22 protein-coding genes and 2 riboswitches are annotated in these 24,014 nt (G+C 57.0%); of the genes, 15 read left to right on the top strand and 7 right to left on the bottom strand.

Annotation, left to right across the window (positions count from 1 at the left end; translation table 11 throughout):
* Nucleotides 1–3: 3 nt before the first annotated feature.
* A complete protein-coding gene (gene cobW, locus ACVBEG_RS11550; protein ID WP_322217788.1) occupies nucleotides 4–1,068 on the bottom strand; it encodes a cobalamin biosynthesis protein CobW in 1,065 nt (354 codons plus the stop codon).
* 98 nt (nucleotides 1,069–1,166) lie between these two features.
* A riboswitch (cobalamin riboswitch) is annotated at nucleotides 1,167–1,379 on the bottom strand.
* A 75-nt stretch (nucleotides 1,380–1,454) separates the two neighbouring features.
* Nucleotides 1,455–1,675: riboswitch (cobalamin riboswitch) on the top strand.
* Between the two features lie 95 nt (nucleotides 1,676–1,770).
* On the opposite strand from cobW, the gene ACVBEG_RS11555 reads away from it, so the two are divergent.
* From ACVBEG_RS11555 to ACVBEG_RS11575, 5 genes are all read left to right on the top strand, one after another.
* Nucleotides 1,771–1,956 carry a CbtB domain-containing protein gene (locus tag ACVBEG_RS11555; RefSeq protein WP_219059772.1) on the top strand — a complete coding sequence of 62 codons (186 nt, stop codon included), beginning with the start codon at nucleotides 1,771–1,773 and terminating at the stop codon, nucleotides 1,954–1,956.
* A gap of 11 nt (nucleotides 1,957–1,967) precedes the next feature.
* A complete protein-coding gene (locus ACVBEG_RS11560; protein ID WP_322179163.1) occupies nucleotides 1,968–2,687 on the top strand; it encodes a CbtA family protein in 720 nt (239 codons plus the stop codon).
* On the top strand, nucleotides 2,684–3,109 hold the full coding sequence (locus ACVBEG_RS11565) for a cobalamin biosynthesis protein (protein ID WP_322179162.1): 426 nt from the start codon (nucleotides 2,684–2,686) through the stop codon (nucleotides 3,107–3,109). Before ACVBEG_RS11560 ends, ACVBEG_RS11565 begins: the two co-directional genes overlap by 4 nt.
* 53 nt (nucleotides 3,110–3,162) lie before the next feature.
* Nucleotides 3,163–3,909: a precorrin-4 C(11)-methyltransferase gene (cobM, locus tag ACVBEG_RS11570; RefSeq protein ID WP_322179161.1), complete on the top strand. Its 747-nt coding sequence runs from the start codon at nucleotides 3,163–3,165 to the stop codon at nucleotides 3,907–3,909.
* 77 nt (nucleotides 3,910–3,986) lie between these two features.
* Nucleotides 3,987–4,235 (top strand): DUF1272 domain-containing protein, encoded by a 249-nt coding sequence (locus ACVBEG_RS11575; protein WP_322179160.1) that lies wholly within the window; start codon nucleotides 3,987–3,989, stop codon nucleotides 4,233–4,235.
* Between the two features lie 85 nt (nucleotides 4,236–4,320).
* Here ACVBEG_RS11575 and nfuA read toward each other — a convergent pair whose 3' ends face one another.
* The 3 genes from nfuA to ACVBEG_RS11590 form a co-directional block, all read right to left on the bottom strand.
* Nucleotides 4,321–4,914: a Fe-S biogenesis protein NfuA gene (gene nfuA, locus ACVBEG_RS11580; RefSeq protein WP_322179159.1), complete on the bottom strand. Its 594-nt coding sequence runs from the start codon at nucleotides 4,912–4,914 to the stop codon at nucleotides 4,321–4,323.
* 58 nt (nucleotides 4,915–4,972) lie between these two features.
* On the bottom strand, nucleotides 4,973–6,007 hold the full coding sequence (locus ACVBEG_RS11585; RefSeq protein ID WP_322179158.1) for an acyltransferase family protein: 1,035 nt from the start codon (nucleotides 6,005–6,007) through the stop codon (nucleotides 4,973–4,975).
* Nucleotides 6,008–6,220: 213 nt separating this feature from the next.
* Nucleotides 6,221–8,524 (bottom strand): fatty acid cis/trans isomerase, encoded by a 2,304-nt coding sequence (locus tag ACVBEG_RS11590; RefSeq protein ID WP_322179157.1) that lies wholly within the window; start codon nucleotides 8,522–8,524, stop codon nucleotides 6,221–6,223.
* Between the two features lie 152 nt (nucleotides 8,525–8,676).
* Between ACVBEG_RS11590 and metH the strand changes: the two genes are divergently transcribed.
* A complete protein-coding gene (metH, locus tag ACVBEG_RS11595) occupies nucleotides 8,677–12,384 on the top strand; it encodes a methionine synthase (protein ID WP_447107714.1) in 3,708 nt (1,235 codons plus the stop codon).
* Between the two features lie 151 nt (nucleotides 12,385–12,535).
* The gene (locus ACVBEG_RS11600; protein WP_219059781.1) at nucleotides 12,536–12,754 is read left to right on the top strand and encodes a DUF2970 domain-containing protein; all 219 of its coding nucleotides are present in this window, start codon (nucleotides 12,536–12,538) and stop codon (nucleotides 12,752–12,754) included.
* Nucleotides 12,755–12,758: 4 nt separating this feature from the next.
* On the opposite strand, the gene ACVBEG_RS11605 is transcribed toward ACVBEG_RS11600, so the two are convergent.
* A complete protein-coding gene (locus ACVBEG_RS11605; RefSeq protein ID WP_322216493.1) occupies nucleotides 12,759–13,844 on the bottom strand; it encodes an ABC transporter substrate-binding protein in 1,086 nt (361 codons plus the stop codon).
* A 507-nt stretch (nucleotides 13,845–14,351) separates the two neighbouring features.
* On the opposite strand from ACVBEG_RS11605, the gene ACVBEG_RS11610 reads away from it, so the two are divergent.
* Together ACVBEG_RS11610 and ACVBEG_RS11615 are read left to right on the top strand one after the other, a co-directional pair.
* Nucleotides 14,352–16,010, top strand: a complete 1,659-nt coding sequence (locus ACVBEG_RS11610) for a nitrite/sulfite reductase (RefSeq protein ID WP_322179153.1) — start codon at nucleotides 14,352–14,354, stop codon at nucleotides 16,008–16,010.
* Nucleotides 15,994–16,488 (top strand): DUF934 domain-containing protein, encoded by a 495-nt coding sequence (locus tag ACVBEG_RS11615; protein WP_322179152.1) that lies wholly within the window; start codon nucleotides 15,994–15,996, stop codon nucleotides 16,486–16,488. The genes ACVBEG_RS11610 and ACVBEG_RS11615 overlap by 17 nt, the downstream gene beginning before the upstream one ends.
* Nucleotides 16,489–16,588: 100 nt before the next feature.
* On the opposite strand, the gene sohB is transcribed toward ACVBEG_RS11615, so the two are convergent.
* Nucleotides 16,589–17,611 carry a protease SohB gene (gene sohB / locus ACVBEG_RS11620; protein ID WP_447107715.1) on the bottom strand — a complete coding sequence of 341 codons (1,023 nt, stop codon included), beginning with the start codon at nucleotides 17,609–17,611 and terminating at the stop codon, nucleotides 16,589–16,591.
* Between the two features lie 206 nt (nucleotides 17,612–17,817).
* Between sohB and ACVBEG_RS11625 the strand changes: the two genes are divergently transcribed.
* The 6 genes from ACVBEG_RS11625 (at nucleotide 17,818) to ACVBEG_RS11650 (ending at nucleotide 23,177) form a co-directional block, all read left to right on the top strand.
* Complete coding sequence (locus ACVBEG_RS11625; protein WP_322179150.1) at nucleotides 17,818–18,528, top strand: histidine phosphatase family protein; 711 nt, start codon at nucleotides 17,818–17,820, stop codon at nucleotides 18,526–18,528.
* Nucleotides 18,529–18,597: 69 nt separating this feature from the next.
* Nucleotides 18,598–18,912, top strand: coding sequence for an SCP2 sterol-binding domain-containing protein (locus tag ACVBEG_RS11630; RefSeq protein WP_322179149.1), 315 nt, complete (start codon nucleotides 18,598–18,600; stop codon nucleotides 18,910–18,912).
* Nucleotides 18,913–19,114: 202 nt separating this feature from the next.
* Nucleotides 19,115–20,182, top strand: coding sequence for a phosphotransferase family protein (locus tag ACVBEG_RS11635; RefSeq protein ID WP_322216501.1), 1,068 nt, complete (start codon nucleotides 19,115–19,117; stop codon nucleotides 20,180–20,182).
* 24 nt (nucleotides 20,183–20,206) lie between these two features.
* Entirely contained in the window at nucleotides 20,207–20,974 is a 768-nt protein-coding gene (locus ACVBEG_RS11640) for an SDR family oxidoreductase (protein ID WP_219059789.1), read from the top strand.
* 127 nt (nucleotides 20,975–21,101) lie between these two features.
* A complete protein-coding gene (locus ACVBEG_RS11645) occupies nucleotides 21,102–22,247 on the top strand; it encodes a Gfo/Idh/MocA family protein (RefSeq protein WP_323565786.1) in 1,146 nt (381 codons plus the stop codon).
* A gap of 150 nt (nucleotides 22,248–22,397) precedes the next feature.
* The gene (locus ACVBEG_RS11650) at nucleotides 22,398–23,177 is read left to right on the top strand and encodes a TSUP family transporter (RefSeq protein WP_322179145.1); all 780 of its coding nucleotides are present in this window, start codon (nucleotides 22,398–22,400) and stop codon (nucleotides 23,175–23,177) included.
* Here the strand turns inward: ACVBEG_RS11650 and nudC are convergent.
* Nucleotides 23,145–23,981, bottom strand: coding sequence for an NAD(+) diphosphatase (gene nudC, locus ACVBEG_RS11655; protein ID WP_322179144.1), 837 nt, complete (start codon nucleotides 23,979–23,981; stop codon nucleotides 23,145–23,147). The genes ACVBEG_RS11650 and nudC overlap by 33 nt on opposite strands.
* Nucleotides 23,982–24,014 lie beyond the last annotated feature (33 nt).

The raw sequence follows: 24,014 nt of genomic DNA on the forward strand, positions 1-24,014 counted from the left end.
AAGTCAGCCGGCAACCGCTGCGTGCAGTTGGGCTTCGAGAACGCCGGCGTCGAGTTCCTGACCAATCAACACCAGATGGGTCGCACGTTCTTCCTCGGTACGCCAGGCACGGTCGAAATGCTTGTCGAAGCGCGTCCCGACGCCTTGAATCAGCAAGCGCATCGGTTTGCCCGGAATCGCCGCGAAACCCTTGACCCGCAAAATACCGTGCTGCACCACCAGTTGCGTCAAGGCGTCCAGCAACAGGCTTTCGTCGGCCTGCGGCAATTTGATCGAGATCGAATCGAACGCATCATGATCATGGTCGTCATGGTCATCGCCTTCGTGATGATCATGGTGGGTGCGGCGGCTATCGATATGCACCTCCGACTCGGCGCCCAGCCCCAGCAACACGCTGATGGGCAAACGACCGCTGCTGGCTTCGATCACTTTGACCGCGGGTGGCAGTTCTTCGGAGACTTCAGCGCGGACGGTCGCCAAGCCTGCCGCATCAAGCATGTCGGCTTTGTTGAGGATGACCAGGTCCGCGCTCGCCAGTTGATCGGCGAACAACTCGTGCAGTGGCGACTCATGGTCAAGGTTCGGGTCGAGTTTGCGCTGTGCGTCGACTTGATCCGGGAATGCAGCGAAAGTGCCTGCCAACACCGCAGGGCTGTCGACCACGGTAATCACCGCATCGACCGTGCAGGCGTTACGAATTTCTGGCCACTGAAACGCTTGAACCAAAGGTTTTGGCAATGCCAGGCCAGAGGTTTCAATCAGGATGTGATCCAGGTCGCCGCGACGGGCAACCAATTCGCGCATGACCGGGAAGAACTCTTCCTGAACCGTGCAGCACAGGCAACCGTTGGCCAACTCATACACACGACCGCTGGCTTCTTCTTCGGTGCAGCCAATGGTGCATTGCTTGAGAATGTCGCCATCGATGCCCAGTTCGCCGAATTCGTTGACGATCACCGCGATGCGCCGACCTTCCGCGTTGTCGAGGATGTGCCGCAGCAACGTGGTTTTGCCCGACCCGAGGAAACCGGTAACGATAGTAACGGGAAGTTTGGCCAGTGATTTCATCGGATGCCCTTTGGCAAAGCGGCGGGCAAACAGGACGATAACCACGTAGCACATGCACGCAGATCAATTCGCCACCGGATCACCCCGCCCGGTTGTAGTGAGAATCTTGTTCCGAGGCAGGTCTCCTGGCTGACGGTGGCGTGTTGACGGCCTATAAAAAGCGTCCGACACGCGTTCATTGCGCCTTCCCACACGCGTGCAGTGGCAGTGCAATGAACATGACCGTTTACAGTTGCGGGGGCAGCCGCGGCTTGAACCGCGTTCCCTTTTAGCTCCGCGCATACCGGAGCACCTCGAACGAGCAAGGCTACGCAGTGGCTGCGGACAGGTCAATCACCGACTAAGCCGCAGATGCTCTGGATTGACTCCTGTGCGTGCTCATGTTTTCCTACGGCCTTGTTTCGGGTGCCCTTCACAGGGTGAAACGGGAAACCGGTGCGCTTCATGCCAACAGGCATAAGCAAGTCCGGCGCTGCCCCCGCAACGGTAAGCGAGTGAAGAATCAGATCCACTGTGCCAGCAGTCCGGCATGGGAAGGTGATTCTTGATGGTCAGGCTGCACGGACCCCTCGCAAGCCCGGAGACCGGCCCGACAAATCATCTGACAAACCCGCGGTGGGCGGGCGCTGTTGAACCTCTACTGACGCCTGTCAGTGGGGTTTTCATGCGCTTGCCTACTTGCCGACACTTGAGGGAAGCGCCATGTCGATCAGCACTATCAGCCACTCAGCTACAACCACCTCCACTCAGACCCGACGCCTGACGGCTGCCGTCAGCGCCCTCCTGCTGGGTGCCTTTCTGGTCTACTTCGCCGGCTTCTCGCATATCAATGCCGTCCACAACGCGGCGCACGACACCCGCCACAGCTCTGCCTTCCCTTGCCATTGAGACCTGCCGCCATGTTCAAGCGTATCGCTCAAACGGCCGGGTTCACGGGTCTGTTCGCCGCACTGTTGTTGACGCTGCTGCAAAGCGTCTGGGTTGCGCCGCTGATTCTGCAAGCGGAGTCCTATGAGAAAGCACCGACAGAGCAGGCCCATGAACACGCTGAAGGCGTTGGCGCAGGCCATGTTCACGACGCCGAGGCATGGGAACCTCAAGACGGCTGGCAACGTGTCTTGTCCACCACCGGAGGCAACCTGGTGGTCGCAGTCGGTTTTGCATTGATGCTGGCGGGGCTTTACACCCTACGTGCGCCGGGCCGTACGTCTCAGGGGATACTGTGGGGGCTGGCCGGGTTTGCCGTGTTCGTTCTCGCGCCGACCCTGGGCCTGCCACCTGAGCTGCCGGGGACTGCGGCGGCTGATCTGGTTCAGCGACAAATCTGGTGGGTGAGCACAGCGGCATCTACTGCCGTCGCCTTGGCACTGATCGTGTTCAGCAAACATTGGTTGCTGAAGGTGCTGGGTGTAGCGATCCTGCTGGTGCCACACGTGATGGGTGCACCGCAACCAGACGTGCATGAGAGCCTGGCCCCTGAAGCTCTGGAAGCTCAGTTCAAGATCGCCTCGCTGCTGACCAATGCGCTGTTCTGGATCGCCTTGGGTCTGATCAGTGCTTGGCTGTTCCGCCGCAATAATCATGAAGTGAACGCCCAACACGTCAATCACGGCGCATGACCCGGCAGCACTCGGTGCCGACCCTGGCGGTCGGCCTCGGCTGCCAGCGCGGTTGCCCTGCAAGCCGACTGCTGGAACTGATTGAACAGGCTTTGCAGGGTCATGGGCTGAAAATTGAAGCCATCACTGCCCTCGCCTCCATTGACCTGAAACGTTCTGAGCCGGGTTTGCTGGCGTTGGCAGAGCGTCTGGGTCTGCCACTGGTGTTTTTCAGTGCAGCAGAGTTGAGCTGTTTCGACGCGCGACTCAGTCATCGTTCTGCCATCGCGTTCGCCCACACCGGTTGCTACGGCGTGGCCGAAAGCAGTGCATTGGCGCTGTTACAGCGCCTTGGTGGACGTCATGGCGAATTACTGATCACCCGGCAGAAAAACCAGCAAGCGACATTTGCCTTGGCCGGTGACGTACTCAATCGTCGATAATCTGTCCGTTTTCACTCCCACTCAAAAGCCTAAGGCTGGATTCTGGAGCACCCATGACCGTTTTTTTTATCGGCGCAGGCCCCGGCGACCCGGAACTGATCACGGTCAAAGGCCAGCGCCTGATCCGCAGTTGCCCGGTGATTATCTACGCCGGCTCACTGGTACCGACCGCTGTCCTTGAAGGGCATCAGGCGGTACAGGTGATCAATAGCGCCGAGTTACACCTGGAGCAGATCATCGCCGCGATGAAATCCGCTCATGAACAAGGCTTCGATGTCGCTCGGGTGCACTCCGGCGATCCCAGTCTGTATGGCGCGATTGGCGAGCAGATTCGTTACCTGCGCGAACTGGATATCCCCTTCGAAATCATCCCCGGCGTTACCGCCACCGCTGCCTGCGCCGCACTGTTGGGCACCGAACTGACGCTGCCGGATATCTCTCAGAGTGTGATCCTGACCCGCTATGCCGATAAAACCTCCATGCCTGCGGGCGAGGAGCTGGCAAGCCTGGCGCAGCATCGGGCGACCATGGCGATTCATCTAGGGGTCAAGAACCTGGCAAAAATTGTCGCCGAACTGACCCCGCAATACGGCGCTGATTGCCCGATTGCCGTGGTCCATCGCGCCAGTTGGCCGGATCAGGATTGGGTACTCGGAACGCTCGCCGACATCCAGGAGAAAGTTCGCGCCAAAGGGTTTCGCCGCACGGCATTGATTCTGGTAGGCAGGGTATTGGCCAATGACCAGTTCGCCGAATCGTCGCTCTATCGGGCCGGACATGCGCATCTATACCGGCCCTGATTGCCAAGAGCCCGCAGTGTTTGGCATTGTTGCCGAAGCTTTCCTTCCCCCGAACACCTGCGAACGAGGTCACCTCTATGCTTGAACTTCGCCCGAGCTGTGAATGCTGCGACCGCAACCTGCCTGGCGACAGTCTGGACGCGTTGATTTGCTCGTTTGAATGCACCTTCTGCAGCGATTGCGCGCACGACCGTCTGGGCGGTCGCTGTCCCAATTGCTCCGGGCAACTTCTGCCACGTCCGGCACGCACCGGGGCTGCACTGCTGAAAAATCCGGCTTCAAGCCAGCGCGTGTTCAACCCTGCTGGTTGCGCCAAGGCTGGCTAAACCAGGCACTGGCAGAACCAAAAAAAATGCCTCGAACCAGTCGAGGCATTTTTTGCAGCTGTTTTATCGCGTAGAGGCGCCCGACTTAGTAGTAGGCGTTTTCTTTTTGCGTATGGTCAGTGACGTCCCGCACACCGTTAAGCTCAGGAATACGCTCAAGCAGAGTGCGCTCGATCCCTTCTCTCAAGGTCACGTCAGCCTGACCGCAGCCCTGGCAACCGCCACCGAACTTCAGCACCGCGATATTTTCGTTGTTCTCTTCAATCACATCAATCAGCGAAACCTGGCCGCCATGGCTGGCCAGCCCCGGATTGATCTCGGTTTGCAGGTAATAATTGATGCGTTCGTTGATCGGGCTGTCGGCATTGACCATCGGTACTTTGGCGTTTGGCGCCTTGATGGTCAGTTGGCCGCCCATTCGGTCGGTGGCGTAATCGACAACCGCATCATCCAGAAACGCTTCGCTGAAGGAGTCGATCCAGGCAGTGAAGCTTTTCAGGCCAATGGCCTTGTCTTCCGGTTTCTCTTCGCCCGGCTTGCAATAAGCAATGCAGGTCTCAGCGTATTGGGTGCCAGGCTGGGTAATAAACACGCGGATGCCGATGCCCTGAGTGTTCTGCTTTTCAAGCAAATCGGCCAGATAGTCGTGGGCGGCATCGGTAATAGTAATAGCGGTCATGAAAATTCCTCGCAGACGTGGGCGCAGTTTACGCCAATCATTCGCGCCGCACAAAGTCCTAGTAATTATGTCGGGAAAGAGCGACCGCCTCGCCCACCGCTCTTCGCTTGTCCAGCCAGCCTTTGAGGCGCAGATAAAGTCCTTTTTCGATAAATTCGTAACTGCCCCAGGCTCCGACGGCAATCAACGGTACACACACGGCAAACACCGCATACGGATTGAGCCCATAGCGTTCAGACGCCAGCCATCCGCCATAGAGAACCAATACGTGGAGTAAGTACACCGAGTAGGAACAGTCGCCCAGTACCTTGAATAATCGATTGCCCTGGAAGTACGGTTCCAGTGAGATACAGGCGACGACAATCAACGCGCTGGGCAGCCCCCAGTTCATAAACCGTTGTGAGGGTGGCAGGTGGTAAATAGTGACGAAGGCCCCGGCAATCGCCAGCAGCGGCAGCCATAGCCGTGGAGTGATCCAGCCCCGGCTGTAGATAATACCGATGCCGATGCCGAGCAGAAACTCGTACACAATGTCGTTGCGGTAGAAATGGCTGATCCAGCCGTAACGGGTCAACACCTCACTCACCGCGAACAATGCGGCCGCGACAACCAGTGGCCGATGACGTTGATGGACCAGGAACACCAGTGAGAATAATAGATAGAAGAACATTTCATAATTCAGCGTCCAACCCACGTTCAACGTAGGGTACATGCCATAACCGCCGGGGTTTTCAGAAGGGATGAATAACAGGGAAAGAATAAAGTTCTGCCAACTGATCACTTGATGCGGCAATAGCGGACTGGCGACTACCAACAGCAGCCCCATGGCGGCCGTGTAGACCCAATATGCCGGGACGATACGGATGATCCGATTGACCATGAAGCGTCCAGCTGGCATGTCTTTGTTTTGCGTGGACAGATAGATCACCAGCCCACTGATCACGAAGAAAATATCGACCCCTACCGCCCCCCTGTCGACGAAGAACTGCCCTACGGGGCCTTTGGCATGAAAATCAAAGAAAATCTGCATAAAGTGGTGACACACAACTGCCCACGCGGCGAGTGCCCGCAAGGCTTGAACCGAAATCAACATCCGCAACTCACCTGTTTTCAAATCAACATCAAGGACCCCGAATAGACTGCTACTTCAGGTCGTCTCGATACGTCGGACCGCGACAAGGGCCAAAAGGTTGCGCGGGATTGATGACTGGTAGATGGCTGCGGGCCATGTTTGTCAAGGCGTTCAGCTCAATACGAGCGTGTCAACGGCTTCGCAGGCTTACCTGCGAAGCCGTTTAAAGAACGGCTACAGATTCTCGTAACGGTTCATGTCCAGCATGCCCGCCTCAACCGGCTCGGTCTCCTGGATATAGCGTGTCAGGTCATGAAAATAGAACCAGAACTGAGGATTGCTCCGGCGAATGCCCCATCGCTGAACGATTTTTTCGAACGCATCAGCGTCCCGCGCCTGCTCCATGGCGCGGACAAACGCGGGCACCTGCACAGCAGGAATATTGAACATAAAGTTCGGGTAGCTGCTCAGCACGCCGGGATAGATAGTCAAGGTGTCCAGCCCCGGTTGATAGCGGGATTCCTCACCCAGCATAAAGGCGACGTTACTGTGTGCACGGTTGCGCAGCAGGCTGTAGAGCTCGCGCTTACCATCGCTGGCCTGGATTCGGAGCATGCTTGCTTCCGGTAACTGGGCGATCACCTGCAAACCCGCCGCCGGGCGAGACGTCAGGCGACTCAGAGCCTGTTCGGCGTAGCGCAATTCGGGCACCAGGGTTTGCCGGGCACAGTACGCGCCACTGCAGCGGTTGATCGGGTCCGGCCGGCCATTCAAGTCGCCGTAGCGCACCAGCAACTGAAGGGCGAAATCACGTTTGGGGTCTTTTTCATTGAGCTTAAGACCGCTTGGCGCGTCGTCGTCGATGCCCTGATAGTCCAGCCACATTTTCACTTTGCCGCCTTCCTGGTACCAGTCGCTCAAGATCTCATCGCGCGAGTCAGCGGGCATCAGCCGCAGAAAGTTCTGCTCGGCACCGTTGCGGATCAGGTCGAAATACAACCGAGTCTGCGCTTGATGCGCAACGTTGCCGAATACGTCGAAATTGACCGCAAGCTGGTAATAGGTTCGCTCAAGGATGGGGAAGTCGAACAGCCACATCGTCTGCGGGATTTCGCCGATCAACCCTTTATTGACGGAGGCGCTGTCGTAGTGACGAAAAATCGACAACAAGGCGTTGTCGTTACCGGCCCACAACGTCGACCAACTGGGGGCTGGCGCCTGAGCATAGGTTTTGCTGCGTAGTGCTTCGTACTCATTGCGCTTGTCGCGATAGGAGTGCCACAGAGTCAAAACGCTGCCAACGTCGTCGATCTGGCCGGGCATCGACAACAGGGGCGTAGCCTTGTCACGATAAGCCGCATCCGTGAGGTACAGATCATGTGCCGGGTCCTGAAAAAGAGCCCAGAAATTATCGCGAATGACATCACTGGCGATATTCCCACGGCAGACCGGACCACGGATAAAGGTGCGCACGAAGTACTCGGCGTTGTCGAGCATGAACTGATAACGCGCTTGGGCAGGAATCGCCTGAAACGTGTCGAACGGATTGGCGCGGTGCCGTGGGCCGTAGCCAGGCGAAGCGCTGACAGTCCAGTCACCGCTGTAGAACAGCTCTTTGACCCGCGCCATTTTGCCTGGGCTCATCGGGTATGTGATGTGGGTCTTGTGCACGATCACCCCTTGTACTGGCCACAAGCGGTAATACACGTCGGAGCCCGGATCATCGTTGGGTCGTCGTGTATTGATCAGGTCGATGGGCTGACCGCTGGGCGTGCGCGAACGAACCCACTGAAAGAAATGCCCAGGCTCGCCGCCTTCAAAATAAATGTGTGCCAGAAACAGATGCTCGTATAACCACCGCGCCACTAACCCTTCCTTGGCGCCGCGGGCATTGAGCATGTCTTCCCACTGAGTGATTTGCAGCGTCTCGCTGGCGCTCGGGGCCAGCGCCTGTTGATCAATCGGCGCACCCGCCGCCAACCAGCGCCGCAAGGTTTGATACTGCGGTTCGGTCAGGCCGGTCACTGCCAGCGGCATGCCTTCCTTGGGATGGTTGCCGGCATAGGTATCGAACTCAGCCGGCATTGGGCATTGATTATCTCGGTCCATCCCCAGAACGATCTCGGCCGGAACTTTGGCATTGGGCGTCAGTGGCGTTTTATGGCCGAGCTCGAGCATCCGCGCCATCAGTGCAGCCTGACTGCCTTGCGCATCAAACACCGAATAGAAGCCTTTATGCTGCCAGGCCGTGACGCTATGGGCATCGTAATACAGTCGGGTAGGCGCCTCGGCTTCGCTGCGCCTGCCGTTATACACCTGAACTTTCGACGCGCCCCGCAGAGCTCCTTCGGCACTGCCCAGGTTGAGCTGGCATGCGGCGTCATAACAGGCATGGCAGGCGACACACTTCTCGGTAAAGATCGGCTGCACGTCTCGGGTGTAGGAAATAGACGAGGAAGGGTTCGACCCTGAATCTTGCGCACGTACCCCACTGCACAGGAGCAGCAAAAAGAGGCTTGCGAGTACCCGATATGGCATGTCCAGTGTCCCGACCATTAAAACGCGGTGATTCTACAGTGGCTTACTCCCTACAACATGAGCGATATTCATGAGAATGCCCTCCTCTCACTAAAAGCGCGCAGGTTTGCTATTATCTCGGACCTTCTGTATTGGCCTTTCCAGGTAGTCCTATGTCCGACCGCAGCGCTCGCCTCCACGCTCTCCAGCAAGCCCTCAAAGAGCGCATTCTGATTCTCGATGGTGGCATGGGCACAATGATCCAGAGCTACCGACTGGAGGAAGAGGACTACCGTGGCAAACGCTTCGCCGACTGGCCAAGTGATGTCAAAGGCAATAACGACCTGCTGATTCTCAGTCGTCCGGACGTGATTGGGGCCATCGAAAAGGCCTATCTGGATGCTGGCGCTGACATTCTCGAAACCAACACCTTCAACGCCACCCAGGTTTCCCAGGCCGATTACGGTATGGAAGCGTTGGTCTATGAGTTGAACGTAGAAGGTGCTCGCCTCGCCCGCAAGGTCGCTGACGCTAAAACCCTGGAAACGCCCAACAAGCCGCGCTTCGTTGCTGGCGTTCTAGGCCCGACCAGCCGCACCTGCTCGTTGTCGCCAGACGTGAACAACCCCGGTTACCGCAACGTGACCTTCGATCAGTTGGTGGAAAACTACACCGAAGCCACCCACGGCTTGATCGAAGGCGGCGCCGATCTGATCCTGATCGAGACGATCTTCGACACCCTCAATGCCAAGGCCGCGATTTTCGCCGTGCAGGGCGTGTTCGAAGAAGTCGGCTTTGAATTGCCGATCATGATCTCCGGGACCATCACCGATGCCTCGGGCCGCACCTTGTCCGGACAAACCACTGAAGCGTTCTGGAACTCGGTCAGCCACGCCAAACCTATTTCGGTGGGTTTGAACTGCGCGCTGGGCGCCAGCGATTTGCGTCCCTACCTGGAAGAACTGTCGAACAAAGCCGGCACTTACATTTCGGCGCACCCGAACGCCGGTTTACCGAACGCCTTCGGTGAATACGACGAAGAGCCAGCACAGACAGCGGCAATCATCGAAGAGTTCGCCCAGAGCGGCTTTCTCAATATCGTCGGTGGCTGCTGTGGGACCACACCTGCGCACATCAAGGCCATCGCCAATGCGGTAAGCAAGTACCCGCCGCGGGCTATTCCGGACATCCCTAAAGCCTGTCGCCTATCCGGCCTGGAACCGTTCACCATTGATCGCAGTTCGTTGTTCATCAACGTCGGCGAGCGCACCAACATCACCGGTTCTGCGCGTTTTGCCCGGCTGATCCGTGAGGACAACTACACCGAAGCGCTTGAAGTCGCCTTGCAGCAGGTCGAAGCCGGCGCTCAGGTGATCGACATCAACATGGACGAGGGCATGCTCGATTCGAAGAAGGCCATGGTGACCTTCCTCAATCTGATTGCCGGCGAACCGGACATTTCCCGCGTTCCGATCATGATCGACTCCTCCAAATGGGAGGTGATCGAAGCCGGCCTCAAGTGCATTCAGGGCAAGGGCATCGTCAACTCCATCAGCATGAAGGAAGGCGTGGAGCAGTTCATCCATCACGCCAAACTGTGCAAACGCTATGGCGCCGCCGTGGTGGTGATGGCGTTTGATGAAGACGGCCAGGCCGACACCGAGAAGCGCAAGAGAGAAATCTGCAAGCGCTCCTACGACATCCTGGTCAACGATGTCGGCTTCCCGCCTGAAGACATCATTTTTGACCCGAACATTTTCGCCATTGCCACGGGCATCGAAGAGCACAACAACTACGCCGTCGATTTCATCAACGCCTGTGCCTATATTCGCGACAACCTGCCCCATGCCCTGACCTCTGGTGGCGTGTCCAACGTATCCTTCTCGTTCCGTGGCAACAATCCGGTACGCGAGGCGATTCACTCGGTGTTCTTGCTGTATGCGATCCGCAACGGTTTGAGCATGGGGATCGTCAACGCCGGGCAATTGGAGATCTACGACCAAATACCGACCGAATTGCGCGATTGTGTGGAAGACGTCGTCCTCAACCGCACGCCAAACGGTACCGACGCCCTGCTGGCCATCGCCGACAAGTACAAGGGTGACGGCAGCGTCAAAGAAGCCGAAACCGAAGAGTGGCGTGGCTGGGAAGTCAACAAGCGCCTGGAACACGCGCTGGTCAAAGGCATCACCACCCATATCGTCGAAGACACCGAAGAGTCTCGGCAGTCGTTCAAGCGCCCGATCGAAGTGATCGAAGGGCCGTTGATGTCCGGCATGAACATCGTCGGCGACCTGTTCGGCTCAGGAAAAATGTTCCTGCCACAGGTGGTTAAATCCGCGCGAGTGATGAAACAGGCCGTGGCCCACTTGATCCCGTTCATCGAACTGGAAAAAGGCGACAAACCCGAAGCCAAGGGCAAAATTCTCATGGCCACGGTCAAGGGCGACGTGCATGACATCGGCAAGAACATTGTCGGCGTGGTTCTGGGCTGCAACGGCTATGACATCGTCGACTTGGGCGTGATGGTGCCGGCAGAGAAGATCCTGCAGGTGGCCAAGGAACAGAAGTGCGACATCATCGGCCTGTCTGGACTGATTACACCGTCACTCGATGAAATGGTGCATGTCGCCCGGGAAATGCAGCGTCAGGGCTTTACACTGCCGCTGATGATCGGCGGCGCGACCACGTCCAAAGCCCATACCGCGGTGAAGATCGAACCCAAGTACAGCAACGACGCGGTGATCTACGTCACCGATGCATCCCGCGCCGTTGGCGTGGCCACGCAATTGCTGTCGAAGGAATTGAAGCCGGCGTTTATCGAGAAAACCCGGCTCGAATACATCGAGGTACGTGAGCGCACCGCTGCCCGCAGTTCCCGCACCGAGCGCCTGAGTTACGCCGCTGCCGTGGCCAAGAAGCCGAAGTTCGACTGGCCCGATTACCAACCGGTCAAACCTACGTTCACCGGCGTGAAGGTCCTGGAAAATATCGACCTTAATGTGCTGGCCGAGTACATCGACTGGACCCCATTCTTCATCTCCTGGGACCTGGCCGGCAAATACCCGCGCATTCTCACCGATGAAGTGGTTGGCGAAGCCGCGACCTCGCTGTTTGCCGATGCTCAGGACATCCTGCGCAAACTGATCGACGAAAAACTGATCAGCGCTCGCGCAGTGTTTGGCTTCTGGCCTGCCAATCAGGTCGACAACGATGACCTGGAGCTTTACGGCAACGACGGCAAACCGCTGGCCAAGCTGCATCACCTGCGTCAACAGATCATCAAGACCGACGGCAAACCGAATTTCTCCCTGGCTGACTTTGTCGCACCCAAGGACAGCGGCGTCACCGATTACGTCGGCGGTTTCATCACCACTGCGGGCATCGGTGCCGAAGAAGTGTCCAAGGCTTATCAAGACAAAGGCGACGACTACAACGCAATCATGGTCAAAGCCCTGGCCGACCGTCTTGCCGAAGCCTGCGCCGAGTGGCTGCACCAACAGGTGCGGAAAAACTACTGGGGTTATGCCAAGGACGAACAACTGGCCAACGAAGACCTGATCAAGGAGCAGTACATCGGTATCCGCCCTGCACCGGGTTATCCGGCCTGCCCGGATCACACCGAAAAAGGCACCTTGTTCGACCTGCTGGACCGCACCGAGGAGGGTCAGTCAGGCCTGAGCGGTGTCACCTTGACCGAAAGCTATGCAATGTTTCCTGCGGCGTCGGTGAGTGGCTGGTACTTCGCTCATCCACAGGCGCAATATTTTGCCGTGGGTAAAGTCGACAAGGATCAGGTAGAAAGCTACACGGCGCGCAAAGGTCAGGAGCTGAGCGTTTCTGAGCGCTGGCTGGCGCCAAACCTGGGATACGACGACTAAGACAGCGCGTTCAGGAGGCAGCCCGACCATGGGTTGCTTCCTTTTTCAGTAGGCGCTGCCACCCATCAAAGTGACCCGCGCAGGGCATATCCCTCTGACTTGACTATGCTTAGTGAGTTTTCTTTACGTTGATGTGAATTCACGAGGGTGTATGGACGACTCTTCAAACAATAAGCCGCCTACTTTCTGGCAGATGGTGCAGAGCGTTGTAGCGGCGGCATTTGGTGTACAGAGCGGGAAAAACCGGGCTCGGGATTTTACCCACGGCAAACCCAGTCACTTCGTCATACTGGGCGTGCTGTTCACGGCGATCTTCGCCCTGACCTTGTTTGGCATTGTCCAGTTGGTATTGCACTTCGCCGTGGGTTGACCCTTCAGTACAGTATGCTTTTCAGGGAAAAACGGTACGCACCCGGCTTAGGGTTCCCCGTCATGCTGAATGTGCGGAAATCGACGCCATAGTCGTCTTGGCGGCCAGCCTGCAGCAGGCGCCTGGCATCCTGCTGGCCAAGAAGCTGCAACACGCTTAATTGACGCGCCCCCAGGTACTGGCGATCCTGTTCCCTGGTTGCGTCATAGTCGTGCAGCAACACCATGGCCCACCCACCCAACGTGAAGTGCCCACCCGCCAGAACGCTCAAACTTCCGTCCAGACGCGCCTGCAAGGCCGCTGTCGAAGAGTTCAAGGCACTAAACAGCACATCCTTGCCCGGCTCTCCGCCCCGTTCACGCAATGCAGCCATGGCGCCAAACGCCATTTCATCATTGGCAGACCATACCAGGCTTGTTTTCGGGTAGCGCTGAAACAACTGTCGGGCCTGTTCCTGCGCTCGCTCTCGTTCCCAACCGCTGTACACGAGTTGACGCAAATGCACTTCCGGGTGCTCACCCAGAGCGCGTCGCAGACCCTGCTCGCGAAGCTGAGCGACGGGTGTTGTTGCTGCTCCAGAGAACGCCAGCATGTCGATGCTATGACCAGCGGCAACCTTCGGGTGCAGGCGAATCAGCTCCTTGGCCATCAAGTAACCGCCCTCCTCATCATTCCCTACCAAACTACCGATCAAATTCGGAAAGCGAGTGCGGACGTCGCCGAGCATGTTGATCTGATCAGGGGTGAGGGTATTGTTGACGGCAAACAGCTTGACGCCGCTGCCTTGGGATAGACGAAGAATTTCCGGGGCGGCATACAATTCATTGACGAACACCAGGTAATCGGGCCGGTCAGGGCCCAACAATGCTTCGCGCGCCTGGATCAGCGTTTTATGAGGGTCCCGTTCCGAGTAACGCACCTGCAGCGTCATGCCCAAGTCGTTGGCCGCCGCCGCCATGAACTTTGAATAACTGACCCAAAACGTTTCCGTCGACAGGCCCGGATTCAGAAAAACCACCGTCGCTGCTTCGGTCGCAGTCATCCACACGCTGCTCAATACCAGCAACGCGCTACAAAAAAGTTTAAACATTCTCATGCTGGCCTGAAAAATAGGCACGCAGTATAACTGCCTAAGTGCAGACCTCTGGATACCGTTTAACGCATTGTCCGACCGTCACGTCGGACAGGCGCAGGTTGCTTGCGTTATTGGTGGCTCACCCAGAATACGGCCGTCGTTACGACCAGGATGACAATGAAGAAAATGGCCCAGGCATCTACGCTGCTATCGGCTTTCACTGCTTTGACAGGGTTGCTCATTGCATCGCCTCTTTTCGGTTTTATCGGTGATTGCATATGAAGCGTGACCGCCTCTGCGACAGCAGATTGCCGCGATCACGCCCTTAGTAAAGTCGAGCATTGCCCATTCCTCAAGAAGGGTTATGCGATCAACCCGACCTGGATAGTTCTTTTAGTTCTTTGCATATACTCAAACTTCACTTTTGCGCATAACTGCAAACTGGTATCTTCCCTCGGCTCCGTTGGGAGTGCGCGGCCGTGCGCGCAGATTTGCTGTAAGCAGCCTGAGAACAGGACCTATATGTACGTATACGACGAGTACGATCAGCGGATCATCGAGGACCGCGTCAAGCAGTTCCGGGATCAGACCCGACGCTACCTGGCCGGAGAGCTGAGCGAAGAAGAGTTTCGCCCGCTGCGCCTGCAGAATGGCCTTTATATTCAACGCTTTGCGCCGATGTTGCGGGTGGCTGTGCCTTATGGCCAGTTGACCTCGCGGCAGTTGCGCATGATTGCCAAAATCGCTCGTGATTACGACAAGGGCTATGCCCATGTCAGCACCCGCCAAAATATTCAGTTCAACTGGCCCGCGCTGGAAGACGTGCCGGATATTCTGGCTGAACTCGCAACCGTGCAGATGCACGCGATTCAGACCAGCGGTAACTGCTTGCGTAACGTCACCACCGATCAATTTGCCGGTGTTGCGGCGGATGAAGTGGTTGATCCGCGTCCGTGGTGCGAGATCATTCGGCAGTGGACTACCTTCCACCCCGAATTCGCCTACCTGCCGCGTAAATTCAAGATCGCCATCAATGGTTCCACCAGTGACCGTGTCGCCATTGAGGTACACGACATCGGCCTGGAGCCAGTGCGTAACGCTGCGGGCGAACTGGGTTTCCGCGTCCTGGTCGGTGGTGGCCTTGGCCGTACGCCAGTGGTCGGTGCCTTCATCAATGAGTTTCTGCCTTGGCAGGACCTGTTGAGCTATCTAGACGCGATCCTGCGGGTCTATAACCGCTATGGCCGTCGTGACAACAAGTACAAGGCCCGGATCAAGATTCTGGTCAAGGCACTGACGCCTGAAGTGTTCGCCGAGCGAGTCGACGCGGAAATGGTCCACCTGCGGGGCGGCCAGACCACGTTGACCGAAGCCGAAGTGCATCGCGTCGCCAAGCACTTCGTCGACCCCGAGTACAAAGCCCTCAGCGATCAAAGCGCTGAACTGGCTCACCTCGATAAAGAACACCCAGGTTTTGCCCGCTGGCGCTCGCGCAACGTTCTTGCGCACAAAAAGCCAGGCTACGCAGCGGTGACCCTGTCGCTCAAACCGACCGGTGTTGCCCCAGGCGATATCACCGACAAACAACTCGATGGCGTTGCCGATCTGGCTGATCGTTACAGCTTCAGCCAGATGCGCACGTCCCACGAGCAAAACATCATTCTTGCCGACGTTGAGCAAAGCCAGTTGTTCACCTTGTGGGGCGAGCTCCGCGAACAGGGTTTCGCCACCCCGAACATCGGTTTGCTGACCGACATCATTTGCTGCCCAGGGGGCGATTTCTGCTCCTTGGCCAACGCCAAATCGATCCCGATCGCCGAAGCCATCCAGCGTCGCTTTGACGACCTGGATTACCTGTTCGACATCGGCGAGCTGGACCTGAATATTTCCGGTTGCATGAACGCCTGCGGTCACCACCACGTGGGGCATATCGGCATTCTTGGCGTGGACAAGAAAGGCGAAGAGTTCTATCAAGTCTCCCTTGGCGGCAGCAGCAACCGTGATGCAAGCCTGGGTAAAATTCTGGGCCCGTCTTTCGCCCAGGATGTGATGCCCGACGTGATCGAGAAGCTGATCAACGTCTACATAGAGAAGCGGCACGAAGATGAGCGTTTTATCGACACCTTCCAGCGTATCGGCATTGACCCTTTCAAGGAGCGCGTCTATGCAGCGAATCATTAAGAACAACGAAGTCATCGACGAAACCTGGCACTTGCTGCCCAAGGACACGACGCTTGACGGCCTGTCCAACTGTGATGACCTGATTGTGCCGCTGGCTTTATGGCTCGACCATAGTCACGCCCTCAAAGCGCGTGACGGCGGCTTGGGTGTATGGCTGGACGCCGACGAAGAAGCTGAGCAAATTGGTGATGACGTGGATAACTTCCAGGTTATCGCCCTGAATTTTCCGGCGTTCACCGATGGCCGCAGTTACTCCAATGCGCGTCTGCTTCGTGATCGATACGGTTTCAAAGGCGAACTACGGGCCATTGGCGATGTGTTGCGTGACCAATTGTTCTATATGCACCGCTGTGGTTTCGACGCCTTTGCGATTCGCCCAGACAAAGACCCGTATGAAGCACTTGAAGGTCTTAAAGACTTCTCGGTGACCTACCAGGCCGCTACTGATGAACCGTTGCCGCTGTTCCGGCGTCGCTGATTCGGCCTGAAAAAAAGCCCGGGGTTCAATTTGAACCCCGGGCTTTTTGCTATCTGATGAACCATCCTTGTCACTGAAAACCTGACAAAGGCGCTTACGATTACCAGAAGCGCTGCTGTGTCAGCCGACTCCACCAACTCAACAAGACACGATCTACCGACCCACTGGCCGCCAAGCCGATCCATTCCTGCAAGCTTTTGCGCTCGGAATAATGCAAATGGAAAACTTCAGCGACCTTGGCGCGCTCAGAAAGGTATTCGTCACTGGTCTTGAGTTCGTCCACCAACTGTTTGTCCAGCGCCGCCATGCCAAGCCAGACTTCCCCGGTAGCAACTTCGTTGATCGCCAATTGCGGACGGTAGCGCGCGACAAAGTTTTTGAACAGCTCATGAGTAATGTCCAGCTCTTCCTGGAACTTCTCCCGGCCCTTCTCGGTATTTTCGCCAAATACGGTCAAGGTACGTTTGTACTCGCCAGCGGTCAGCACTTCAAAATCAATATCATGCTTCTTCAGCAGACGATTGACGTTGGGCAACTGCGCTACCACGCCGATGGAACCCAAAATAGCGAAAGGTGCGCTGATAATCTTGTTACCAATGCAAGCCATCATGTAGCCACCGCTGGCCGCCACTTTGTCGATGCAGATGGTCAGTGGAATACCCGCCTGACGAATCCGTGCCAACTGCGATGAGGCCAAGCCATAACTGTGGACCATGCCGCCGCCACTCTCCAGGCGCAGGACCACTTCATCCTTGACCGTGGCCAAGGTTAACAGCGCCGTGATTTCATGGCGCATGCTCTCGGTTGCGGACGCTTTTATATCACCGTCGAAATCCAGCACATACACCCGAGGCTTGGCGTCGGCCAGTTTCTTTTCCTTCTTCAGGCTTTTGCCTTGCTCTTTGCGCAACGCCTTGAGCCGGTCCTTATCCAACAGCGATTGTTCAAGACGTTCGCGCAGACCTTTGTAGAAGTCATTCAGCTTGCTGACCTGCAACTGCCCGGCAGATTTGCGTCGGCCTTTGCTGCGTAGCGAAGCGAAAGCCGCCAGCACAATCAGAATGGCAACCACCAGGGTGACCGTCTTGGCCAGAAAAATTGCGTATTCAGCCATAAACTCCACAAATACTCCTCACACACTTTGCGCCCCTCCAATCAAGGAGCCGCGGATGACTCAAGCATACCGGCGTGCCTTGCAGACGGCCAGTCGATCGCTTGCCAGGGATGTCCCGGAAACAACCATTCAAACAAGCGTATGTTTTTTCATTGACACGCTTCAAGCATCCTCATAACCTCGCAAAACCTTCAACGTCCCGGGATAACGCCGACGTGGGCAGCATCTATTTGATTCGACATGGCCAGGCCTCCTTTGGTGCAGACGACTACGACGTTCTGTCTCCGATGGGTATTCGCCAGGCCGAGATCCTCGGCACCCACCTGGCACAGCTGGGCTTGAGCTTCGATCGCTGCCTGTCTGGCAACCTGCGTCGTCAGCAGCATACGGCCGAGGCGGTAATGGACCAGTTCAAGGCGGCAGGGCAATCCATGGCCCCGCTTGAAGTCGATCCCGCGTTTAATGAATTCGACGCCGATGCGGTGATCCGTGCCCTGCTCCCGGCCCTGCTCCCCGATGAACCGGAAGCCCTGCATGTGCTGCGTAATGCCGCGCAAAACCGCGGTGAGTTTCAGCGACTATTTGCGTTGATCATGGACCGTTGGCTCAAGGGTGATTATGACACTCCGGGGCTGCAAAGCTGGCTCGGCTTTGTCGAGCAGGTTCAATCGGGCTTGCACCGGGTTCTCGATCAGGCGGGCAACAAAGACCGGATCGCGATTTTCACCTCAGGCGGTACAATCACCGCGCTGCTCCACTTAATCACTCAGATGCCCGCGAAGCAGGCGTTCGAACTCAACTGGCAAATCGTCAATACCTCGCTCAACCAGCTTAAATTCCGTGGTCGCGAGGTAGCCTTGGCTTCCTTCAACAGTCATGCGCACCTGCAACTGTTGCAGGCGCCGGAGCTCATCACTTATCGCTGAGACCGGCCCACGGCGACCTGAATGGTCGCTGGAACCTATCCACCAGAACCCTAGAAAAAGGATCGCACCATGACTTCTGTAGCTGACTCCATTCAATCCATGAAAGCCAAGTTCAACCCAAGTGCAGCTGCAGGCCTGGACCTGGTGTTTGGCTTTAAGATCGATGACAACACACACTACTCCTTGATCGTAAAAGACGGTACTTGCGACGTTAAAGAAGGCGAGAACCCTGACGCTCAAGTGACACTGGTCATGGACAGCGAGACCCTTAAAGGCATCGTCAGCGGCGAAACCGACGGCATGCAGGCGTTCATGGGCGGCAAGCTGCGCGCTGAAGGCGACATGATGCTGGCCATGAAGCTGAGCGAGCTGTTCCCGGCTTAAACCTGGCTGCAATGCACGCAGAACCGAGGTCTCAGGGCCTCGGTTTTTTTTCGCCTGCAACTCACGGACACCCAGCGATCAAAGCCAATGATTGGCCAGCAACACGCTCACCTATAAGGCCGTTTCCAGCTTGTGAGCGAAGAGTGGTCGCATTAGATTAGTCAATAATGTCTGCACTCCATAATAAGCAGAAGGGATAAGCATGGCGCTTACTGACCAGTCCACCAAGATCCGCTCTGGCGAAGAACTCGACGCCAGCCTCATCGACCCCTACCTCAAGGCGCATATTCCCGGCCTGAGGGGCTCGCCTGAGATCAGCCAGTTTCCGGGCGGTGCTTCGAACCTGACGTACCTGATCCAATACCCGGACCAGGAGTTCGTCCTGAGGCGTCCGCCTTTTGGCCACAAAGCCAAGTCTGCGCACGACATGGGCCGCGAATACCGCATTCTCAATCAGTTGAATGTCGGCTTTCCGTATTGCCCAAAGGCTTACGTGCATTGCACTGACGAGTCACTGATCGGCTCTGAGTTCTATGTCATGGAGCGGGTCAACGGCATCATTCTGCGCTCTGATCTACCGTCTGAACTGAACTTCGACGCCCAACAGACCGAAGCCCTGTGTAAAAACTTTATCGACACGCTGGTCGAGTTGCATCAGGTCGACTATACCGCGTGCGGCCTGGCGGACCTTGGCAGGCCCGAAGGTTATGTGAAACGCCAGATTGGTGGTTGGGGCGACCGTTACGAAAAAGCGCTGACCCCGGATGCGCCGAGTTGGGAGACGGTCAGGGCCTGGCTCACGGAAAAGATGCCGGCCGATCACCCCGTGTCCAGCATCGTGCACAACGACTATCGCTTCGACAATGTGATTCTCGACCCGAACAACCCGATGAAAATCATCGGCGTTCTGGATTGGGAGCTCACCACGATTGGCGACCCGTTGATGGACCTGGGCAACACCTTGGCCTATTGGATCGAAGCCAGCGACCCGGCACCGGTACAACTGATGCGCCGCCAGCCTAGCCATGCGCCCGGCATGCTGACCCGCCGTCAGTTCGTCGATTACTACGCTGAACGCTCCGGCATCCAGATCGACAATTTTGACTTCTACTACACCTATGGCTTGTTCCGCCTGGCCGGTATCGTGCAACAAATCTACTACCGTTTTTTTCATGGTCAGACCCAGGACAAACGCTTCGCGCAGTTCATTCAGATGAACAAGCTGCTGGAGCAGATGAGCCTGCAAGTGATCGATAAATCCAGCCTTTGATTGCGACACAATAAGGAAGAAAACATGTCCAAGACCCAACTGTTCGACCTCGACGGCAAAATCGCTTTCGTTTCCGGTGCCAGCCGCGGCATTGGTGAAGCCATCGCCAAGCTACTGGCTCAACAAGGCGCGCACGTCATTGTCTCCAGCCGCAAGATCGATGGCTGCCAACACGTCGCGGACGCGATCATCGCTGACGGCGGCAAGGCTACTGCAATTGCCTGCCACATCGGCGAGATGGAACAGATCCATAACGCGTTCGCGCAGATTCGCGAACAGTTCGGTCGTCTGGACATTCTGGTCAATAACGCTGCAACCAATCCACAATTCTGCAATGTACTGGACACGGACCTGAGCGCATTCCAGAAAACCGTCGACGTTAACATTCGCGGTTACTTCTTCATGTCCATTGAAGCCGGCAAACTGATGCGCGAAAACGGCGGCGGCAGCATCATCAACGTCGCTTCGATCAATGGCATTTCGCCAGGCGTGTTCCAAGGCATCTATTCGGTGACCAAGGCGGCCGTGATCAACATGACTAAAGTGTTCGCAAAGGAATGCGCGCCGTTCGGTATTCGTTGCAACGCCCTGCTGCCAGGTCTGACAGACACCAAATTCGCCTCGGCCCTGGTCAAAAACGATGCGATCCTGAACATGGCGCTGGAGCAGATCCCGCTCAAGCGTGTGGCCGCACCCAGCGAAATGGCTGGCGCCGTTCTGTACCTGGCCAGTGATGCATCCAGCTACACCACCGGTGTTTCGTTGAATGTGGACGGTGGTTACCTGTCCTGATTCTCCTGTACGGGTGAAAAAAACAGCCTTCGGGCTGTTTTTTTACGACTCACTAAAAGAATATATATTCCATAAAAAATTATTTAAGAATATATTTTCCGCACAACAACTCTAACCGGACTTTGTCATGCGCGAATCTTATGTACCCTCATCTGCTCTGCCCACACTGGGCATTGGCCTGATCGGCACTGGCTTCATGGGGCGTGCCCATGCCTTGGCCTTTCGCAATGTGAGCGCCGCGTTTCAACTGCCCGTGCAGGTGCATCTCGCTGCACTGGCCGATGCTGATGCCGCACGTGCCGAGCGATGCGCCAACGACTGGGGCTTCGCTCATGCTCACGGTGACTGGCAATCATTGATCAACGATCCCGGCGTGCACCTGGTGGCGATCACCACACCGAATCACTTGCACTACCCCATGGCCATGGCGGCACTGGCAGCCGGCAAAGCGGTGTATTGCGAAAAACCCCTGGCGATCAGCCTCGGTCAAGCGAGTGAAATGCGTCGAGCCGCCCAAGCTGCGGGTGTGGTCACGCGGGTGGGTTACAACTACCAGCACAACCCCATCATCGGTCTGGCGCGACAGATGATCGCAGACGGCGAGCTGGGCGAAATCATCGGCTTTCAGGGAGAGTTCAGCGAAGATTTCATGGGGGATCCAGCAACGCCTTGGTCATGGCGCTGTGAAGCTGCCCACGCAGGGGGCGCGCTGGCAGACCTGGGCAGCCATTTGCTGGCGCTGGCCCGTCACCTGCTCGGCGACATCGACGCGGTATGTGCCGACTCTCATACTGTGCACGCCCAACGTCCGGTTGCCGTGGGCAGCAGCGAACAGCGCACCATCGCCGTCGACGATCAGACCCATGCCTTGTTGCGCTTCGCCAACGGCGCTCGCGGCACGTTCAGCAGCAGCTGGCTCAAGCACGGCTACAAAAACCACCTGAGTTTCGAGATCAGCGGCACACGGGGCACCCTTGCGTTTGATCAGGAGCGACTCAATGAGCTGCAGGTTTACCGCCCAGGGCAAGACGGGTTTCAGCGGATACTCGCAGGACCAACACTGCCCGGTTATGCAGTCTTCTGTCCCGCACCTGGGCATCAGTTGGGGTACAACGAACTCAAGACGCTGGAAGTGCATGTATTGATTCAGGCGGTCTGCGGTCATGGCAATGAAGGGCCTGATTTCGAAGAGGCTTGGCAAGTAGAACGTTTAGCCGCAGCTATTCGCCTGGCGGCGGCAGAGCAGCGTTGGGTCAGGATTGATGAGCTGTAAGCGCTTTTCCTGCACGTTGTGTGTGAACGAATTTATTCGCGAATGGCTTGGCGCGGTCGAACCGATACATCGATTTATCACCCGTTATGCGTAAAATGGTCGCCTTCTGGAGCAGCCATTCTGCCCAAGCCGTATAAGTCGATCCCTCGCATGCCTTTTGAACTCAGTGTTGACCTGACCACCCTCGCCATTCTTGCAGTCGTTGCTTTTGTCGCAGGGTTCATTGATGCGATCGCCGGTGGTGGTGGCTTGTTGACCACCCCTGCCCTGATGACTGCCGGTCTCCCACCGCATCTGGTCCTTGGCACCAACAAACTCAGTTCGACCTTCGGTTCGGCGATGGCCAGCTACACCTTTTTCCGACGCAAGCTGTTCGACCCCAAGCAATGGATTCACGCGTTGATTGGCACGGCAGTCGGGGCATCGATTGGTGCGGTGGTTGCGCATTACCTGCCCGCTGAGTGGATCAACCAGATGCTCCCGGTGATTGTGTTCGGTTGCGGCCTTTACCTATTGTTCGGTGGCACACCCAAGGCACCGCTGGACAGCGACGCGCCCATCAAGAAGAAGTGGCAACTGCCGCAAGGCCTGGGATTAGGATTTTATGACGGTGTCGCCGGGCCGGGCACGGGTGCATTCTGGACCGTCAGCAGTCTGCTGCTCTACCCTCTGGATCTGGTGAAGGCCAGCGGTGTGGCGCGCAGCATGAACTTCGTCAGCAATGCTGCGGCGCTGTCAGTGTTCATCTTCTCTGGCCAGGTAGACTGGCTGATCGGCCTGAGCATGGGTTCGTCGCTGATGATCGGGGCCTTCTTTGGCGCTCGTACCGCGATTCAGGGCGGCGCAAAATTTATCCGCCCGGTGTTCATTATCGTGGTGCTGGGACTGACTGTGCGCCTAGCCTGGCAACACTGGTTCAGCGGCGCCTGAACGCCTGGCCAGATACAGATCGATCAAGTAGCGCGCGATGGAGCGGTGGGCCGGTAACGGCGGCAGATCATTGATGTCGAACCAGCGCGCATCTTCGATCTCATCCAGTTGGGGAACGATTTCGCCTCCTGCGTACTCGGCATGGAAGCCCAGCATCATCGAATGCGGGAACGGCCAACACTGACTGCCCATGTACTGGATGTTCTTGACCTCCAACTGCACCTCTTCCATCACTTCGCGGCGTACGCAATCCTCCGCAGACTCCCCAGGCTCAGCGAACCCCGCCAGGGTGCTATAGACGCCCGGCACAAAACGCGGCGAGCGTGCCAACAGGATTTCATCGCCACGAGTGATCAGCACGATCATGCTCGGCGAAATACGCGGGTAATGGCGCAAATCACAGTGTTCGCAGTACATGGCACGCTCACCCGGCACTTGCTGCATCGCTTGGCCACAGCTGCCACAGAACCGATGCTCCCGCGCCCATGTGCCTATCTGTGCGGCATAGCCGAGTTTTCTGTAAACGTCGAAGTCTCCTTCCAGCATGAACTGACGCAGGCCTTGCCAGGTACAACCCTCGACGTCCACCGGATGTTTGAGCACCAGCAGGTAGACCGGCTCACCATCGAAATGGCCGATGCCGTGTTCGCTGAGCAACGGCAAGTCCTGACGCTTGAGCCATTCCCTTGGGAACATCACGCCGTTGCCGTCGAGCAGAAATCCCTGGGTACTGTGAACCACAGCCCAACCGCCGCTGACCTGGATATCCAGTACGGCCGTTGTCCAGCGCCTTGGGCGTGTCATGAATAATCTCCTCTGCTTGCGCACGTCTGGGTG

The organism is Pseudomonas sp. GG8 (assembly GCF_052976945.1).

What these genes read in the sequence shown, in the direction of transcription:
- cobM (WP_322179161.1), top strand. Translation starts at nt 3,163, where the DNA reads ATGACCGTTTTTTTTATCGGCGCAGGCCCCGGCGACCCGGAACTGATC.
- ACVBEG_RS11605 (WP_322216493.1), bottom strand. Translation starts at nt 13,844, where the DNA reads ATGTTTAAACTTTTTTGTAGCGCGTTGCTGGTATTGAGCAGCGTGTGG.
- cobW (WP_322217788.1), bottom strand. Translation starts at nt 1,068, where the DNA reads ATGAAATCACTGGCCAAACTTCCCGTTACTATCGTTACCGGTTTCCTC.
- ACVBEG_RS11565 (WP_322179162.1), top strand. Translation starts at nt 2,684, where the DNA reads ATGACCCGGCAGCACTCGGTGCCGACCCTGGCGGTCGGCCTCGGCTGC.
- ACVBEG_RS11590 (WP_322179157.1), bottom strand. Translation starts at nt 8,524, where the DNA reads ATGCCATATCGGGTACTCGCAAGCCTCTTTTTGCTGCTCCTGTGCAGT.
- ACVBEG_RS11585 (WP_322179158.1), bottom strand. Translation starts at nt 6,007, where the DNA reads ATGTTGATTTCGGTTCAAGCCTTGCGGGCACTCGCCGCGTGGGCAGTT.
- ACVBEG_RS11635 (WP_322216501.1), top strand. Translation starts at nt 19,115, where the DNA reads ATGGCGCTTACTGACCAGTCCACCAAGATCCGCTCTGGCGAAGAACTC.
- ACVBEG_RS11560 (WP_322179163.1), top strand. Translation starts at nt 1,968, where the DNA reads ATGTTCAAGCGTATCGCTCAAACGGCCGGGTTCACGGGTCTGTTCGCC.
- ACVBEG_RS11555 (WP_219059772.1), top strand. Translation starts at nt 1,771, where the DNA reads ATGTCGATCAGCACTATCAGCCACTCAGCTACAACCACCTCCACTCAG.
- ACVBEG_RS11600 (WP_219059781.1), top strand. Translation starts at nt 12,536, where the DNA reads ATGGACGACTCTTCAAACAATAAGCCGCCTACTTTCTGGCAGATGGTG.
- metH (WP_447107714.1), top strand. Translation starts at nt 8,677, where the DNA reads ATGTCCGACCGCAGCGCTCGCCTCCACGCTCTCCAGCAAGCCCTCAAA.
- nudC (WP_322179144.1), bottom strand. Translation starts at nt 23,981, where the DNA reads ATGACACGCCCAAGGCGCTGGACAACGGCCGTACTGGATATCCAGGTC.
- nfuA (WP_322179159.1), bottom strand. Translation starts at nt 4,914, where the DNA reads ATGACCGCTATTACTATTACCGATGCCGCCCACGACTATCTGGCCGAT.
- ACVBEG_RS11615 (WP_322179152.1), top strand. Translation starts at nt 15,994, where the DNA reads ATGCAGCGAATCATTAAGAACAACGAAGTCATCGACGAAACCTGGCAC.
- ACVBEG_RS11650 (WP_322179145.1), top strand. Translation starts at nt 22,398, where the DNA reads ATGCCTTTTGAACTCAGTGTTGACCTGACCACCCTCGCCATTCTTGCA.
- ACVBEG_RS11630 (WP_322179149.1), top strand. Translation starts at nt 18,598, where the DNA reads ATGACTTCTGTAGCTGACTCCATTCAATCCATGAAAGCCAAGTTCAAC.
- ACVBEG_RS11575 (WP_322179160.1), top strand. Translation starts at nt 3,987, where the DNA reads ATGCTTGAACTTCGCCCGAGCTGTGAATGCTGCGACCGCAACCTGCCT.
- ACVBEG_RS11645 (WP_323565786.1), top strand. Translation starts at nt 21,102, where the DNA reads ATGCGCGAATCTTATGTACCCTCATCTGCTCTGCCCACACTGGGCATT.
- ACVBEG_RS11640 (WP_219059789.1), top strand. Translation starts at nt 20,207, where the DNA reads ATGTCCAAGACCCAACTGTTCGACCTCGACGGCAAAATCGCTTTCGTT.
- ACVBEG_RS11610 (WP_322179153.1), top strand. Translation starts at nt 14,352, where the DNA reads ATGTACGTATACGACGAGTACGATCAGCGGATCATCGAGGACCGCGTC.